We start from the raw sequence: 15148 nt of genomic DNA on the forward strand, positions 1-15148 counted from the left end.
GCGGCTGGCTGGCGGGCGGGCGCCGCGTGTCAGTGCTTCATCGTGCCCCGGGCGGGCCCCTGCCACTGCTCCTGGGCCTGGGCGCTGGCCAGGTAGGCCTCCATCAGGCGCGTGGGGTCCTTCAGCAACTCGTCCTTCCAGGCGCCGAGTTTCACGCCGTTCTCGACCAGGTTGCGCAACACGCCGACGTGCTCGGTCATGCCGAGGCTGTTGGCCCCGACCATCACGTCGCCGTCGAACTCGAGCCGCAGGTAGCGATAGTTCCTTTCGTCGACCAGTTCGGCGTGGTCGCCGCCGGGCACGCCCTGCCAGTTGCCGAACGAGGTGGAGATCAGCCCGAGCGTGTCGAGCACGTTGATCTGGGTGACGCCGCGGGACACCGCGCGGCGGCCCGCCATGTTCATCGCCGCAACGTAGGCCTGGTCGACCGCGTTGGGCTGGATCGCCGACACGATGGTCTTGCCGCTGACCGGGTCGTAGGCCTCGGCGCAGTCGCCCGCCGCGTAGACCCCTTCGACCGAGGTCATCTGGCGCTCATCGACCAGCACGCCCTGCAGGCACTTGATCGGCGAGCCCGACAGGAAGCCGATGCTGGGCTTCACGCCGGTGGCCTGGATGACCAGGTCGAATTCCTCGCTCTTGCCGTTCGAGAAGTTCGCGCGGATCTTGTCGCCGGGCTCGAGCGATTCGACCCGCGTGCCGGTGTAGACGGTCACGCCCTTCTCGACGCACCAGTTGCGGATCATCGTGCCGGCCGCCGGCCCCATCATCCGCGGGACCATCCGGTCGCCCATCTCGACGACGGTGAGCTTCACGCCGCGCAGCGCGAGCGCCTCCAGGATGATGCAGCCGATGAAGCCCGCGCCCATCTGCAGCACCCGCGCGCCCTTGCCCGCCAGCTGCGTGATGTTGCGCGCGTCGTGCAGCGTCCAGCAGGGATGCACGAAGGGAGACTCGAGGCCAGGGATCGGCGGGCTGACCGGGTAGGAGCCGCTCGCGATCAGCGCGCGGTCGTAGTCGAGCTGGGTGCCGTCGGAAAGCGCGACCTTGCGGGCCTCGGTGTCGATGCCGGTGACCCGCCCGGTGACCTGGCGTATGGCGAGGCGATCGAAGTGGTCTTCGTCCTTTCGCAGCAAGGTGCCGCGCTCGTCGATGTTGCCGATCAGCAGGTAGGGAATCGCCATCCGCGAATACGGCGGATGCGGTTCGCTGCCGATCATCACGATCTCGTCCTTCGGCCGGTGCTTGCGCAGGGTCTCGGCGGCCACCACGCCGGCCGGTCCGTTGCCGATGATCACGTGCTTCATCTGCGGGGTCCTCGTGCTCGTTCGATCCATCAGGAAAAAGGGGCGACCCGAGGTCGCCCCTGCATCGGCAATGCCTCGCCCCGGGCCTGCCGGCCCGGGGGGCGCGGCTCAGAGGCCGAGGCGCGCGCGGGTTTCGGGCTTCAGGCGACCTTCGTCGTCCCAGCCGCGAATCGCGTAGTACTCGGGGATCATCTTGTCGATGCCGCTGACCAGGCCCTTGGCGGGTCCGGTCTTGGCAGGCTCGGTCTTCAGGCGCTTGGGCAGGTCGTCGTCTTTCCGGGTGAAGCCCGCGCGGTTGTTGAAGTCGCGCTCGAGGTTCCAGATCCGCTCGCCGATGTCGTTCAGGTTCTCCATCGTGAAATCCGGCCCGCAGGCGGCGGCCAGCTGCGGCTGCAGGTCGGCCAGGGTCCACGCGAAAGTGGTGAACACGCAGGTGCCCGACGAGTCGAACACGGCGGTCGCGTCCTGGAAGGCCTTGACCAGCTCGGGCTTGCCCTCGGTGGTGAGCGGATCGGTCTTGACCGGGATGCCGAGGATCTCGGAGGCGACCGTGTAGGAGCGCAGGTGGCAGGCACCGCGGTTGGAGGTGGCGTAGGTGAGACCCATGCCCTGGATGCCGCGCGAGTCGTAGGCCGGGAACTCCTGGCCCTTGACCGACATCGACAGGTCGGGGTGGCCGTACTTGGCGGTGAGCCGCTTGGAGCCCAGCGCGATCTCCTTGCCGAAACCCTCGCCACGCGCGGTCATCTCGACCAGCTTGCAGAGCGCCTCGGCCGAGCCGAACGGCGCCTCGATGCCGACCTGCTCCTTGGTGAGCACGCCCATCTCGTAGAGCTCGTAGACCGCGCCGATGGTCGCGCCGAACGAGATCGGGTCCATGCCGTCTTCGTTGCAGATCGTGTTGGCGTACTGCAGGGCCTCCAGGTCGTTGACGCCGGGCGCGGCGCCGAGTGCCCAGGCGGCTTCGTACTCGAGGCCGCCGGTGGCGCCCCAGTACTCGGGCTTGTTGACCACCGAGAAGTGGGTCTGGTCGATCTTGGAAATGCGGCCGCAGGCGATAGTGCAGCCGAAGCAGGCCTGGTTGGTGACCAGCTGCGCCTTGCCGTCGCTCGGGCGCTTCTCCATCATCGCCTCGGCCGAGATGCGGCTGGCGCCCTCGAACTGCGAGTCGCGATGGTTGCGGGTGGGCAACGCGCCGGTCTCGTTGATCACGTTCATCAGGACCTGGGTGCCGTAGGTGGGCAGGCCCTGGCCGGTGACCGGGTGATCGTGGAGAACCTTCTTCTTCTCCATGGTGACCTTCATGAAGGCCTTCGGGTCGTGGATGTTGCCCACGCCCTTGGTGCCCCGCACCGCGATCGCCTTCAGGTTCTTGGAGCCCGCCACCGCGCCCACGCCGGAGCGGCCGGCAGCCCGGTGCAGATCGTTGACGATGCAGGCGAACAGGACCTGGTTCTCGCCGGCGCGGCCGATCGAGGACACCCGGGTCAGCGGATCCTGCGACTCCTTCTTCAGGATTTCCTCGGTCTGCCAGACCGTCTTGCCCCACAGGTGCGAGGCGTCCTTCAGCTCGGCCTTGTCGTCGACGATCGACAGGTAGACCGGCTTCGGAGACTTGCCCTCGAAGACGATCATGTCCCAGCCGGCCATCTTGAGCTCGGCCCCCCAGTAGCCGCCCGAATTCGAGCAGGCGATCGCGCCGGTGAGCGGGCCCTTGGTGATGACCGAGTAGCGGCCGCCGGTCGAGGCCATCGTGCCGGTCAGCGGGCCGGTGGCCCAGATGATCTTGTTGTCCGGCGAAAGCGGGTCGACCTTGGGGTCGACCTCTTCGACGAAATACTTGGTGGCCAGGCCTCGCTGGCCCAGGTACTGACGGGCCCAGTCCATGCGCAGAGGCTCGGACGTGCAGGTGCCCTTGGTGAGATTGACGCGGAGGATCTTTCCAGCCCAGGTCATCGTTGACTCCTTGTTGGCAGTGTCGGGGCGGGCGGGATCAGGCCGCCGGCTGGTTGCCGAGCTTGTCGGCCCACTGCTGCATGCGATCGAGACCGGTCCAGTTGGCGTCGACGTAGGTGATCGCGCCGGTGGGGCAGGCCTCGGCGCAGGCAGGCTCTCCGCCGCAGAGGTCGCACTTCTGGACCTTGCCGGTCTCCTGCACGTAGTTCACCGTGCCGAACGGACAGGCGATCGTGCAGACCTTGCAGCCGACGCAGACGTCCTCGAGCACGACCTTGGCGCCGGTGCCGGCGTCGAGCTTGATCGCCTCGACCGGACAGGCGTGCAGGCACCAGGCCTCGTCGCACTGGGTACAGGTGTAGGGAACCTTGCGGCCGGTGTGGTGGAAGTCGAAGACCTTGATCCGCGACTTCGCGGTCGAGAAAGTGCCGTAGTTCTCGTAACTGCAGGCCATCTCGCACTGCAGGCAGCCAGTGCACTTGTCAGGGTTGATGTGCAGCGATTTCTGCATGTCTCCTCCGCGAAGAAACGGGAGCCTCCGGACGCTTGTCGGTCCCAGACCGTACATCCGGGCAGGCGAAACCTATGTCCGTGAAAGCATACCTTCAACCGCGGCGCGATGCACCGGTCAGGAGCGATCCGCTCGGAATTCGGTACGGCCAAGCGTCAGCACGCCACGCCCGTCGGCGGTGAAGGCCTGCTCGATCGGCGCGCCGTAGGCCTGCGACAGCACCTGCGGGGCGAGCAACTCGCTGACCGGGCCTGCCAGGATGCCCCCCCCGGGCTGGTACAGCAGTGCCTTCGAGCCGCAGCGCAGCGCGTGGTTGGGATCGTGCGTCGAGTAGACGATGCCGAGCCCGTCGGCGGCCAGCGCCGACAGCGTGTCCAGCACCCTGCCCTGGTTGCCGAAGTCCAGGCTGGCGGCCGGCTCGTCGAGGATCAGCGCACGCGACTGCTGTGCCAGCGCGCGGGCGATCGCCGCCAGTTGCCGCTCGCCGCCCGACATCCGGGACAGCAGACGGTCGCGGAAGCGGGCCAGGCCGAGCCGGTCCAGGGCCCGCTCCACCGCCTGCCGGTCGGCGGCGCCGGGCGCCGAGCCGAGCGGCAGGCGGCCGATCCGGCCGAGCAGCACGTAGTGGAAGACGTCGAGGTCGAAGGCGGTGGCCGGCTGCTGCGGCACCCAGGCCGCCTCGGCCGCCAGCTGGCGCGGCGACAGCGCGTCCAGCGCGCGGCCGCTCCAGCGGACCTGGCCTGCGATCGGCGGCACCGTGCCCAGCAAGGTACGGAACAGTGTGCTCTTGCCTGCGCCGTTGGGCCCGAGCACGACCAGCACCTCGCCAGCGCCTAGCGTGAAGTCGACCGGCCCGGTCAAGGCCCTGCCCCGGTAGCCGAAGCGAAGGCCGGCGGCGCGCAGCAGCTCAGTCATCGCGCCCCTCGGTCATCGCACCCCTCGACTCAGTCATCGCGGCGCCTGAGCATCAGGAAGAACAGGACCGGCGCCCCGATCAGCGCGGTCAGCACGCCCGGCGGCAATTCGGCCTGGCCGACGTTGCGGCCGAGCGTGTCGATCGCCAGCATCAGCAGCGCACCGAGCAGCATCGAGACCGGCAGCAGCCGCGCGAACGACGCGCCCACCAGCAGCCGTGCCGCATGCGGCACGACCAGGCCGATCCAGCCGATGATGCCGGCCGCCGCAACCGTGGCCGCGGTCAGCAGCGTGGCGCCGACCACCAAGGCAAGACGAAGCGCCTGCAGGCGGATGCCGAGGGCGCGCACCTCGTCGTCGGAAAGCATCAGCGCGTCCGCTCGCCAGCGCATCAACAGCAGCGGCAGGAGCCCGAGCAGGCCGCAGGCGGCAAGCCCGAGGAGATCGGCCATGCCGATCGACGCAAAGCTTCCCAGAAGCCAGAAGGTGATCGCGGGCAGCTGCGTGTACGGATCGGCGAGCGTCTTGATCAGCGCCACCACCGAGCCGAGCATGCTGCCGACCGCGATGCCGACCAGCACCAGGCTGAGCGTGCGGTCGCGCAAGGGAACTGCGGAACCGACCGCGTAGACGACTGCCACCGCCGCCAGGCCGCCGGCGAAGGCCGCGCCCTGGATCGCCCAGGCGGTCCAGCCGAGGAAGATGCCGAGCACCGCGCCCACCGCCGACCCGGCGGACACGCCGAGAAGGTCGGGCGCCGCAAGCGGATTGCGGAACACCGACTGCAGCGCGACGCCCGAAGCGGCGAGTCCCGCGCCGACCAGCACGGCCGCGAGCACCCGCGGCCCGCGAATCTGCCAGAGCACCGTGTCGGCCATCGGCGGCAAGTCGGCCGGCGCCCCACCGAGCCGCTCGGCGAGCAGCCGCAGCACGTCGGACAATGAAAGCGGAAAGCTCCCGCTGCCCAGCGCGAAGAGCGTGGTGGCGGCCAGCGCGAGAGCGAGTCCGGCAGGCAGGAGCCAGGAGGATTGCCTCATCGGTCGGGCAATCGCGGGCAGGCGTGCGGCCTGGGGGGCTCGAAGCGTGCGCTCATCGCGATGACAAGGGAGACCGGAAAGGCCAGGAGGGTCGAGGAAGGATTCTAGCGAGCATCCGCGGGCAAGCGCCTGGGCGCCGGCGCAACCTGCGCGCGGGCGATACCGGCCAGAGAGCGGAGCATTCCGTCGCGCAGGCGCCGCCTGGACCAGGGCCGCCCGGTGCGGGCGCGCCCCGCCAGGCAAAAAAAACCGGACGTCGGTAGGCGGGAGCCTTCCTTCGCCCGGCGAGGCGGAGACAACCGATGAAGTCGCTCTCTATCGCTTCGAAGGGCGTGCCGCTTCGGGCCAGCCCTTACGAACAAATCCTACGCCTGCAGCCGGGTCTTGGGAACCGCCCGATCGGGGGATCGGGGCGGCAAAGGCGGGCGACCGCCGCCGTTCGTCGAAAAACCGGAACGCCCCGCCGGCCGCTCAGGTGTTCTGCACGACGATCGACGGGAACTTGAGGCTCATGTCGCGGGCCTTCTCGGCGATGCGCACCGCGATCCGGCGCGCGATCTTGCGGTAGATCGCGGCGACCTCGCCGTCCGGATCGGCCACGACCGTCGGCCTGCCTGAGTCGGCCTGCTCGCGGATCCGGATGTCGAGCGGCAGCCCGCCCAGGTACTCGACGTCGTACTCCTTGGCCATCCGCTCGCCGCCGCCCTGGCCGAAGATGTGCTCGGCGTGGCCGCAGTTCGAGCAAACGTGGATCGCCATGTTCTCGACGATGCCCAGGATCGGGATGCCGACCTTCTCGAACATCTTCAGGCCCTTGCGGGCGTCGAGCAGCGCGATGTCCTGCGGCGTGGTCACGATGACCGCGCCGGTCACCGGGATCTTCTGCGCCAGCGTCAGGTGGATGTCGCCGGTGCCGGGGGGCATGTCGACGAGCAGGTAGTCGAGGTCGCGCCAGTTCGTGTCGCGCAGCAGCTGCTCGAGCGCCTGGGTGACCATCGGCCCGCGCCAGACCATCGGCGTGTCGGGATCGATCATGAAGCCGATCGAGCTCGCCTGGATGCCGTGGCCGGTCATCGGCTCGAGCGTCTTGCCGTCGCGCGACTCGGGCCGGCCGGTGATGCCCAGCATGGTCGGCTGCGACGGGCCGTAGATGTCGGCATCGAGCATGCCGACCGACGCGCCCTCGGCGGCCAGCGCCAGCGCCAGGTTCACCGCGGTAGTGCTCTTGCCCACGCCGCCCTTGCCCGAGGCGATCGCAATGATGTTCTTGACGTTGGGCAGCGTCTTCACGCCGCGCTGCACCGAGTGCGCGACGATCTTCTGGTACACGTTGGCGCTGACGTTGCCGGCGCCCGGCAGCGCGCGCAGCTTGGCGATGACCTCGCGGCGGATCGGATCGATCTGGCTCTTCGCCGGGTAGCCGAGCTCGACGTCGACGCTGATGTCGGCGCCGTCGACGCGGATGTTGCGGGCCGACTTGCCCGACACCAGGTCCTTGCCGGTGTTGGGATCGACGATCTGGGACAGCGCCGACTTCACGTCGGCTTCGGACACGGACATTTCTGCGCGACTCCTTCGGATCCTGGCGCGCCTTCCCGGCGCCCGCGGGATCGGGCGACCGGCTGCGCGAATCTGGCGCGGAGTTTAGCCCCTTCGGCCCGCGCCTGCCGCCGGGGCGGCCGAATCACCCGATCCGCTCATGGGATTTGGCGTCCGGCCCTCGTGGAATTCGCCGTCTGCGCTAACGTGTCGCGCCGCCGGCCCTGACGGGGTCCGCGACCTCGCGAGGGCCGCCGGAACGACCGAGACTCGACCAGGACGAACCCCGCGCCGCCGGGCCCGTGGAAACCGGCCCGTTTGCTAAGATTTCGCGATGAATCCGCGCAATCTCTTCGTCACCACCGCCCTTCCCTACGCCAACGGCGCCTTCCACATCGGCCACATCATGGAGTACATCCAGGCCGACATCTGGGTGAGGTTCCAGCGGATGCGGGGGGCCACCGTGCGCTTCGTCTGCGCCGACGACGCCCACGGCGCGCCGATCATGATCGCGGCCGAGAAGGCCGGCAAGACGCCGCAGGAGTTCGTGGCCGGCATCGCCGCCGGGCGCCGCCAGTACCTGGACGGCTTCCACGTCGCCTTCGACCACTGGCACAGCACCGACTCGCCCGAGAACACCGAGCTGTCGCAGTCGATCTACCGCGGCCTGCGCGACCAGGGCCTGATCGACGTGCGCTCGGTCGAGCAGTTCTTCGACCCGGTCAAGGGCATGTTCCTGCCCGACCGCTACATCAAGGGCGAGTGCCCGAAGTGCGGGGCGAAGGACCAGTACGGCGACTCCTGCGAGGCATGCGGCGCGGTCTATGCGCCCACCGAACTGAAGAACCCGTTCTCGGCGCTGTCGGGCGCCACGCCCGAGCTGCGGACCTCCGACCACTATTTCTTCCGGCTGTCGGACCCGCGCTGCGTGGCCTTCCTGCAGGAGTGGACCCGCTCGGCCGACCGGCACGGCCAGCCCCGGCTGCAGCCCGAAGTGCTGGCCAAGGCGCAGGAGTGGCTCGGCGAAGGGGCCACGCCCGACGAACCGGGCGGCGCCGCGGTCGGCGGCGGCAAGCTCGCCGACTGGGACATCTCGCGCGACGCGCCCTACTTCGGCATCGAGATTCCCGACGCGCCGGGCAAGTACTTCTACGTGTGGCTCGACGCGCCGATCGGCTACCTGGCCTCGCTGAAGGCATGGTGCGCGAAGAACGGCGTCGACTTCGACGCGCTGATGGCCGACCCGACGCTCGAGCAGGTCCACTTCATCGGCAAGGACATCATCTACTTCCACGTGCTGTTCTGGCCGGCCACGCTGCACTTCGCCGGCCGCAAGGCGCCCGACCGGGTCAACGTGCACGGCTTCATCACGGTGAGCGGCGAGAAGATGAGCAAGAGCCGCGGCACCGGCATCTCGCCGCTGCGCTACCTCGAGCTCGGCATGAACCCCGAGTGGCTGCGCTACTACCTGGCCGCCAAGCTGAACAGCCGGGTCGAGGACGTCGACTTCAATCCCGACGACTTCGTCGCCCGGGTCAATTCCGACCTGGTCGGCAAGCTGATCAACATCGCGAGCCGCTGCGCCGGCTTCGTGGTCAAGCGTTTCGACGGCCGGCTGGGTCCGGTCGACGACGCCGCGCACCAGGCCTTCGCCGGCGGCTGGGCGGGCGCCGACGCGGTGGCCGCGCTGTACGACGGCCGCGACTACGGCAAGGCGATCCGCGAGATCATGGCCTGCGCCGACCGGGTCAACGAGTACATCGACGCGCGCAAGCCCTGGGAGCTGGCCAAGGATCCTGCGCGCGCCAGCGAGCTGCACACCGTCTGCTCGACCGCGCTGCGGGCCTTCGCCGACCTGGCGCTGATGCTCGCGCCCATCCTGCCGGCCACCGCCGAGCGGGTCGCGGCGATGCTGCGCCTGCCGGCGACCGACTGGTCGGCGATCGGCAAGCCGCTGCCCGAGGGCCACGCGATCGAGCCCTACCAGCACCTGATGACCCGGGTCGAGCCGAAGCAGCTCGACGCGCTGTTCGAGCTGCCGGAAGCGGGCGGCGCAGCCGGCGGCGACAAGCCCGCGGCGGCGAAGGCCGCTGCCGGCGAGAAGAAGGCGGCCGCCGGGAAACCGGCGGCCTCGCAGGCCGGCGCCAGGGCTGCCGTCCCCGAGGGCACGATCTCGATCGACGACTTCGGCAAGGTCGACATGCGGATCGCGAAGATCGTCGCCTGCGAGGCGGTCGAGGGCTCGGACAAGCTGCTGCGGCTCACGCTGGACGTCGGCGAGGAGCGCACCCGCAACGTGTTCTCCGGGATCCGATCGGCCTACTCGCCCGAGCAACTGGTCGGCCGGTACACGGTCGTGGTCGCCAACCTCGCCCCGCGCAAGATGAAGTTCGGGGTGTCCGAAGGCATGGTGCTGTCGGCCGGCTGGGACGACCCGGCAAAGGGCCGCGGCCTGTTCCTGCTCGACGTGCACGAGGGCGCGCAGCCCGGCATGAAGGTGAAATGACCCCCTCCACACCCCGCGCGAGCATGCGGTGAAACTGCCCTCGCTGCGCTTCCGCCCCCAGCTCGTCGACAGCCTGCGCGGCTACACGCGCGACGACCTGCGGGCCGACGTGTCGGCGGGAGTCACGGTGGGGGTGGTCGCGCTGCCGCTGGCCATGGCCTTCGGCATCGCGAGCGGGGTCAAGCCGGAGCAGGGGATCTTCACCGCGATCATCGCGGGACTGCTGATCTCGCTGCTGGGCGGCTCGCGAGTGCAGATCGGCGGGCCGGCCGGCGCCTTCGTCGTCGTGCTGTACGCGATCGTCGAGCGCTACGGCGTGGCGAACCTGCTGATCTCGACCTTCATGGCGGGCATCCTGCTGTTCGCGATGGGCGCGCTGCGGATGGGCAACCTGATCCGCTACATCCCGGTATCGATCGTCATCGGTTTCACCAACGGCATCGCGGTGATCATCGCGCTGCAGCAGGTGAAGGACTTCCTCGGGCTGGCGATCCCGAAGATGCCGGCCAATTTCTTCTCGCAGATCGCTGCGATCGTTCAGGCGCTCGGAACGATCAACTGGACCGCGCTGGCCCTGGGCGCGGTGTCGCTGGTGATCGTGGTGCTGTGGCCGAAGTCGTACAAGCCGAACGACCAGCGCTGGAAGCTGTGGATGGCGCGGGTGCCGGGAACGATCGTGGTGCTGGTGCTGGGCACGCTGGCGGTCGCGGTCGCCGGCCTGCAGGTCGAGACGATCGGCTCGCGTTTCGGCGGCATCCCGCAGGGCCTGCCCAGCTTCGAGCTGCCGGCCTTCGAGTGGCGGACCGCGCAGAACCTGGTCATGCCCACGCTGTCGATCGCCCTGCTCGGCGCGATCGAGTCGCTGCTCTGCGCGCGGGTGGCCGACGGCATCACCGGCGACCGGCACGACCCGAACCAGGAACTGATGGCGCAGGGCGTGGCGAACTTCGTCGCGCCCTTCTTCGGCGGCATCGCGGCCACCGGCACCGTCGCTCGCACGGTGACCAACATCCGCTCCGGGGCCCGCTCCCCGATCGCCGGCATCGTGCACGCCCTCACGCTGCTGCTGATCGTGCTGGCGCTGGCGCCGCTGGCCGCCAGCATCCCGCTGGCCTCGCTGGCGGCGATCCTGCTGTTCGTGGCCTGGAACATGGGCGACTGGCACGAGTTCGCGCGCCTGCGCCAGTTCTCGGTCAACTACCGGGCTGTGCTGCTGACCACCTTCCTGCTGACCGTGGTGTTCGACGTCACGGTGGCGGTGCAGATGGGGCTGCTGCTGGCCAGCCTTATGTTCATCTTCAGGATCTCGTCGCTGACCCGCATCGAGGAGATCGCGCTGCCGGCCGACTACGCGCGCACGCCCGACGGCCGCAGCATCGTCGCCTACCGTGTGTTCGGCTCGCTGTTCTTCGGCTCGGTGACCAAGCTCGAGCAACTGCTGGATCCGGCCCACCCGCACGAGGTGGTGGTGCTCGAGATGGACAAGGTGATCAACCTGGACACTACCGGGCTGGACGCGCTGGAGAACCTGCACCGGATGCTCGTGCGGCGCGGCGGCCGGCTGGTGATCGCCGAGCCGAATCCGCAGCCGCTGTCGCTGCTGCGCCGGTCGGGCTTCCTGGACGAGCTGGGGCCGGATGCGGTGTTCGACGAGCTCGACGAGGCGCTGGCGGCGCTCAGCGGATCGCCGAAAGACTGAGACCCTTCCCTTCGATCGACTAGAATGCCGGCTTGGGACCCCCACCCGAATTCGCTTTCCGAGCCGCCATGTACGAATCCGACATCACCCGCTTCATTCGCGAGATGAAGGCGCGCAATCCCCAGCTCGAGGAGTCGCAGCGCAAGGGCCGCTCCCTGCTGTGGGACCGCCCGCAGGATCCGGAGCTCACCCGCCAGGCGCGCGAGGCCCGGGTGCCCCAGAAACCCTACGTCTACCAGACCGAATCCTGAGCGCGGGCGCCTCGCCGCGCCCGGCGCGAGCGCAGGCCCCCACCTCACCGGCCCGGCTAGTGATCGACGCCCCCGCCACCGAAGAAGGTCCCGAGCAGCTCGAGCTGAAGGTCGTCGCGCGGCTGTACGGCGAGCCGCTGGTCAAGCTGCCGCAGGACCTCTACATCCCGCCCGACGCGCTCGAGATCTTCCTCGAGGCCTTCGAGGGGCCGCTCGATGTCCTGCTCTACCTGATCCGCAAGCAGAACTTCAACATCCTCGACATCCCGATGGCCGAGGTCACGCGCCAGTACCTGGCCTACGTGGAGGAGCTCCGCGCGCACAATCTCGAGCTCGCTGCCGAGTACCTGCTGATGGCCGCGATGCTGATCGACATCAAGTCGCGGATGCTGCTGCCGGTGCGCAAGGCCGACAGCGGCGAGGAGGTCGAGGACCCGCGCGCCGAGCTCGCCCGCAGGCTGATCGAGTACGAGCGGATCAAGCTCGCCGCCCAGCGCATCGACCAGCTGCCGCAGATCGGGCGCGACTTCCTGCCCGCCCAGGTCTGGATCGACCACACGGTGGCGGTGCGCCTGCCCGAGGTGGTGGCGCCCGACCTGAAGAGCGCCTGGGCCGACATCCTGCGCCGCGCGAAGCTGGTCCAGCACCACCGGATCAGCCGCGAGGAGCTGTCGGTGCGCGAATACATGACGGTGGTGCTGCGCAAGCTGCAGGATCGCCGCTTCGCCGAGTTCGAGGAGCTGTTCGAGGTCGACAAGGGCACGCCGGTCGTCGTGGTCACCTTCATCGCGCTGCTCGAGCTGGCCCGCGAATCGCTGATCGAGATCACCCAGGCCGAAGCCTTCGCGCCGATCTACGTTCGGCTCGCCTACCTGCCGAGCTGACCCGCGGCCGATGACCCTGCGCATCGACGAGCCCGCGTCGCTGCGGCCGTTCAACAGCTTCGGCGTGGACGCCCGCGCGAGCCGGCTGGTCACCCTCGAGGACCCGACCGACGTCGCCGCGGCGCTGGCGCTGCTGGCCGAGGCGCCGCGCGCGCTGGTGCTGGGCGGCGGCAGCAACCTGCTGCTGGCCGGCGACTTCGACGGCACGGTGCTGCGCGTGGCGCTGCGCGGCCGGCGCGTCGTGTCGGCCGGCGAGAACGACGCGATCGTCGAGGCCGCCGCCGGCGAGAACTGGCACGACTTCGTCTGCTGGACCCTCGACCAGGGCCTGCACGGCCTGGAAAACCTGTCGCTGATCCCCGGCACCGTGGGCGCCAGCCCGATCCAGAACATCGGCGCCTACGGGGTCGAGATGCGCGAGCGCTTCGACTCGCTCGAGGCGGTCGATCGGCACACCGGCGAGCGGCGCCGGCTCGGCCCGGCGGACTGCCGCTTCGGCTACCGCGACAGCGTGTTCAAGCACCCGGACGGCGAACGCTGGCTGATCCTGTCGGTGCGCTTCCGGCTGTCGCGAAGCTTCGAGCCGGTGCTCGACTACGGCGAGCTGCGCGCCGAGCTGTCGGCAAGGGCCGCCGCGCCCCGCAGCGACGGCTCGGGCCACCGTGACACCGACCGCCGGAATGCCCCGGCCACCGCAGACGGCTCGCCGCCTCCGGACGCGCGAGAAGTCGCCGCGGCGGTCGTCGCGATCCGCCGCCGCAAGCTGCCCGATCCGGCGGTGCTCGGCAATGCCGGCAGCTTCTTCCGCAACCCGGTTGTCGATGCCGCGCAGGCCGACGCGCTCGCCGCCGCGCATTCCGACATGCCCCGGCATCCGGCCGGGCCCGAGGCCGGCCCAGGCGCCGACGGGCGTCCGAGGGTCAAGCTGTCCGCCGGCTGGCTGATCGAGCGCTGCGGCTGGAAGGGGCACCGCGAAGGCGACGCCGGCGTGCACGAGCGGCACGCGCTGGTGCTGGTCAACCACGGCAATGCGACCGGCGCGCAGCTGCTCGCGCTGGCCGAGCGGATCCGGGCCTCGGTGCGGGAGCGCTTCGGCGTCGCGCTGGAGCCCGAGCCGACGATCGTGCGGTGAAGGCCGCGCCGCGATCCGGCCCGGGGCGTGACGCCGCGGCCGTTGCGCGCCCCGCTGCCGCCTCAGGGCGCTTCGCGGCGGAAGTACCAGCGCCGGTCGTCCGAGGCCTCGGCGTCGAAGCGATAGCCGTCGCGATCGAAGTCCTTGAGCCCTTCGGCATCGTCGATCCGCTCGTCGATCGCGAAGCGGGTCATCGCGCCGCGCGCGCGCTTGGCCGAGAAGCTGACGATCTTCCAGGCGCCGCCGCGCCGCTCCTGGAACACCGGCTGCACCACCGGATGGCGCAGCGCCTTCGGCGCGACCGCCTTGAAGTATTCGTCGGACGCCAGGTTCACCAGCACCGGCCGGTCGTGCGAATCGAGCTCGCCGGAGATGGCCGCGGCGAGCCGATCGCCCCAGAAGGCATAGAGGTCGCGGCCGCGCTCGTTCGCGACCCGGGTGCCCATCTCGAGCCGGTAGGGCAGCATCAGGTCGAGCGGCCGCAGCAGCCCGTAGAGCCCGGACAGGATGCGGACGTGGTCCTGCGTCCAGTCGAGCGCGGCAGCGTCGAGGGTCTTCGCGTCCAGCCCGTCGTAGACGTCGCCGGCGAACGCGAGCACCGCCTGCTTCGCCCTGCCCGGCGCGAACGGCAGCGACCATTCCGCGAAGCGGGCCACGTTCAGCGCGGCGAGCGCGTCGCTGATCGACATCAGCTCGGCCAGCGCGGCCGGGTCGAACTCGCGCATCCGTTGCGCAAGCTTCTCGGACTGGTCCAGGAAGGCCGGCGTCGTGTGCCGGTCGGTGGTCGGCGGGGTGTCGTAGTCGAGAGTCTTGGCGGGGGAAAGGACGATCAGCATCGGTCGGCAGGCAGGATTTCCAGCGGCCGGATGATGTCATGAAAGCGGTGCTCGACACGAATGTCTGGCTCGACTGGCTGGTCTTCGACGACCCGTCGGCCCGCGAGCTGGGACTGGTCGCCGAGGCCGGCGCGCTCGCCCTGCTCGCCACGCCGGCCACCCGGGCCGAGTGGCTCGACGTGATCGGGCGGCCGCAGTTCCGGCTGGATGCGGCCGCCCGGGAAGCGGTCGCGGGGCGCTACGACCTTCACGCGACGCTGGTCGATGCCGACCCCCCTGTGGAAGACCTGCCCGGCCAGGCAGTGCCGCCGCCACCCGCGAAGGTGCCGCTGTGCCGCGACCCGGACGACCGGAAGTTCGTCGAGCTCGCGGTGGCGGCCGGCGCGAGTTTCCTGGTCTCCCGCGACAAGGCGCTGCTGAAGCTCGCCCGGCAGGCGCGCCGCTGGCACGGCCTGGAGATCGTCCGGCCCGAGGCGCCGGCCTGGCGCGACGCGCTGGCCGCGCTGCTGCAAGGCCGGACGCCCCGCTCTTCCGGGGCGCCGCCGGGCGACGAGCGCCTATAATCCGCGACTTCA

Annotated in this window: 13 protein-coding genes; 6 read left to right on the forward strand and 7 right to left on the reverse strand. The window is 69.9% G+C overall.

Going from position 1 to position 15148, the window contains the following annotated elements; genetic code table 11:
• Positions 1-29: 29 nt before the first annotated feature.
• The 6 genes from M6I34_RS04075 to apbC form a co-directional block, all read right to left on the reverse strand.
• Positions 30-1307, reverse strand: a complete 1278-nt coding sequence (locus M6I34_RS04075) for an NAD(P)/FAD-dependent oxidoreductase (protein WP_272484431.1) — start codon at positions 1305-1307, stop codon at positions 30-32.
• 108 nt (positions 1308-1415) lie between these two features.
• Positions 1416-3263: an aldehyde ferredoxin oxidoreductase family protein gene (locus tag M6I34_RS04080; RefSeq protein ID WP_272484432.1), complete on the reverse strand. Its 1848-nt coding sequence runs from the start codon at positions 3261-3263 to the stop codon at positions 1416-1418.
• Between the two features lie 37 nt (positions 3264-3300).
• Complete coding sequence (locus tag M6I34_RS04085; protein WP_272484433.1) at positions 3301-3774, reverse strand: 4Fe-4S dicluster domain-containing protein; 474 nt, start codon at positions 3772-3774, stop codon at positions 3301-3303.
• A gap of 117 nt (positions 3775-3891) precedes the next feature.
• Positions 3892-4689 carry an ABC transporter ATP-binding protein gene (locus tag M6I34_RS04090; protein ID WP_272484434.1) on the reverse strand — a complete coding sequence of 266 codons (798 nt, stop codon included), beginning with the start codon at positions 4687-4689 and terminating at the stop codon, positions 3892-3894.
• A 29-nt stretch (positions 4690-4718) separates the two neighbouring features.
• Positions 4719-5726 carry a FecCD family ABC transporter permease gene (locus M6I34_RS04095; RefSeq protein WP_272484435.1) on the reverse strand — a complete coding sequence of 336 codons (1008 nt, stop codon included), beginning with the start codon at positions 5724-5726 and terminating at the stop codon, positions 4719-4721.
• A gap of 471 nt (positions 5727-6197) precedes the next feature.
• Positions 6198-7286 (reverse strand): iron-sulfur cluster carrier protein ApbC, encoded by a 1089-nt coding sequence (gene apbC / locus M6I34_RS04100; RefSeq protein ID WP_272484436.1) that lies wholly within the window; start codon positions 7284-7286, stop codon positions 6198-6200.
• 313 nt (positions 7287-7599) lie between these two features.
• On the opposite strand from apbC, the gene metG reads away from it, so the two are divergent.
• From metG to murB, 5 genes are all read left to right on the forward strand, one after another.
• A complete protein-coding gene (gene metG, locus M6I34_RS04105; RefSeq protein WP_272484437.1) occupies positions 7600-9771 on the forward strand; it encodes a methionine--tRNA ligase in 2172 nt (723 codons plus the stop codon).
• Positions 9772-9799: 28 nt separating this feature from the next.
• Positions 9800-11470 carry a SulP family inorganic anion transporter gene (locus M6I34_RS04110; protein WP_272484438.1) on the forward strand — a complete coding sequence of 557 codons (1671 nt, stop codon included), beginning with the start codon at positions 9800-9802 and terminating at the stop codon, positions 11468-11470.
• A 68-nt stretch (positions 11471-11538) separates the two neighbouring features.
• Complete coding sequence (locus tag M6I34_RS04115) at positions 11539-11721, forward strand: DUF3460 family protein (RefSeq protein ID WP_272484439.1); 183 nt, start codon at positions 11539-11541, stop codon at positions 11719-11721.
• A 59-nt stretch (positions 11722-11780) separates the two neighbouring features.
• On the forward strand, positions 11781-12605 hold the full coding sequence (locus M6I34_RS04120; protein ID WP_272484440.1) for a segregation and condensation protein A: 825 nt from the start codon (positions 11781-11783) through the stop codon (positions 12603-12605).
• A 10-nt stretch (positions 12606-12615) separates the two neighbouring features.
• Positions 12616-13737, forward strand: a complete 1122-nt coding sequence (gene murB, locus M6I34_RS04125) for a UDP-N-acetylmuramate dehydrogenase (RefSeq protein WP_272484441.1) — start codon at positions 12616-12618, stop codon at positions 13735-13737.
• Between the two features lie 62 nt (positions 13738-13799).
• Here murB and yaaA read toward each other — a convergent pair whose 3' ends face one another.
• Entirely contained in the window at positions 13800-14573 is a 774-nt protein-coding gene (yaaA, locus tag M6I34_RS04130) for a peroxide stress protein YaaA (RefSeq protein WP_272484442.1), read from the reverse strand.
• Between the two features lie 38 nt (positions 14574-14611).
• Here yaaA and M6I34_RS04135 point away from each other — a divergent pair, with 38 nt between their 5' ends.
• Positions 14612-15136, forward strand: coding sequence for a PIN domain-containing protein (locus M6I34_RS04135; RefSeq protein WP_272484443.1), 525 nt, complete (start codon positions 14612-14614; stop codon positions 15134-15136).
• Positions 15137-15148 lie beyond the last annotated feature (12 nt).

The organism is Zeimonas sediminis (assembly GCF_023721795.1).
GTDB lineage: Bacteria > Pseudomonadota > Gammaproteobacteria > Burkholderiales > Burkholderiaceae_E > Zeimonas > Zeimonas sediminis.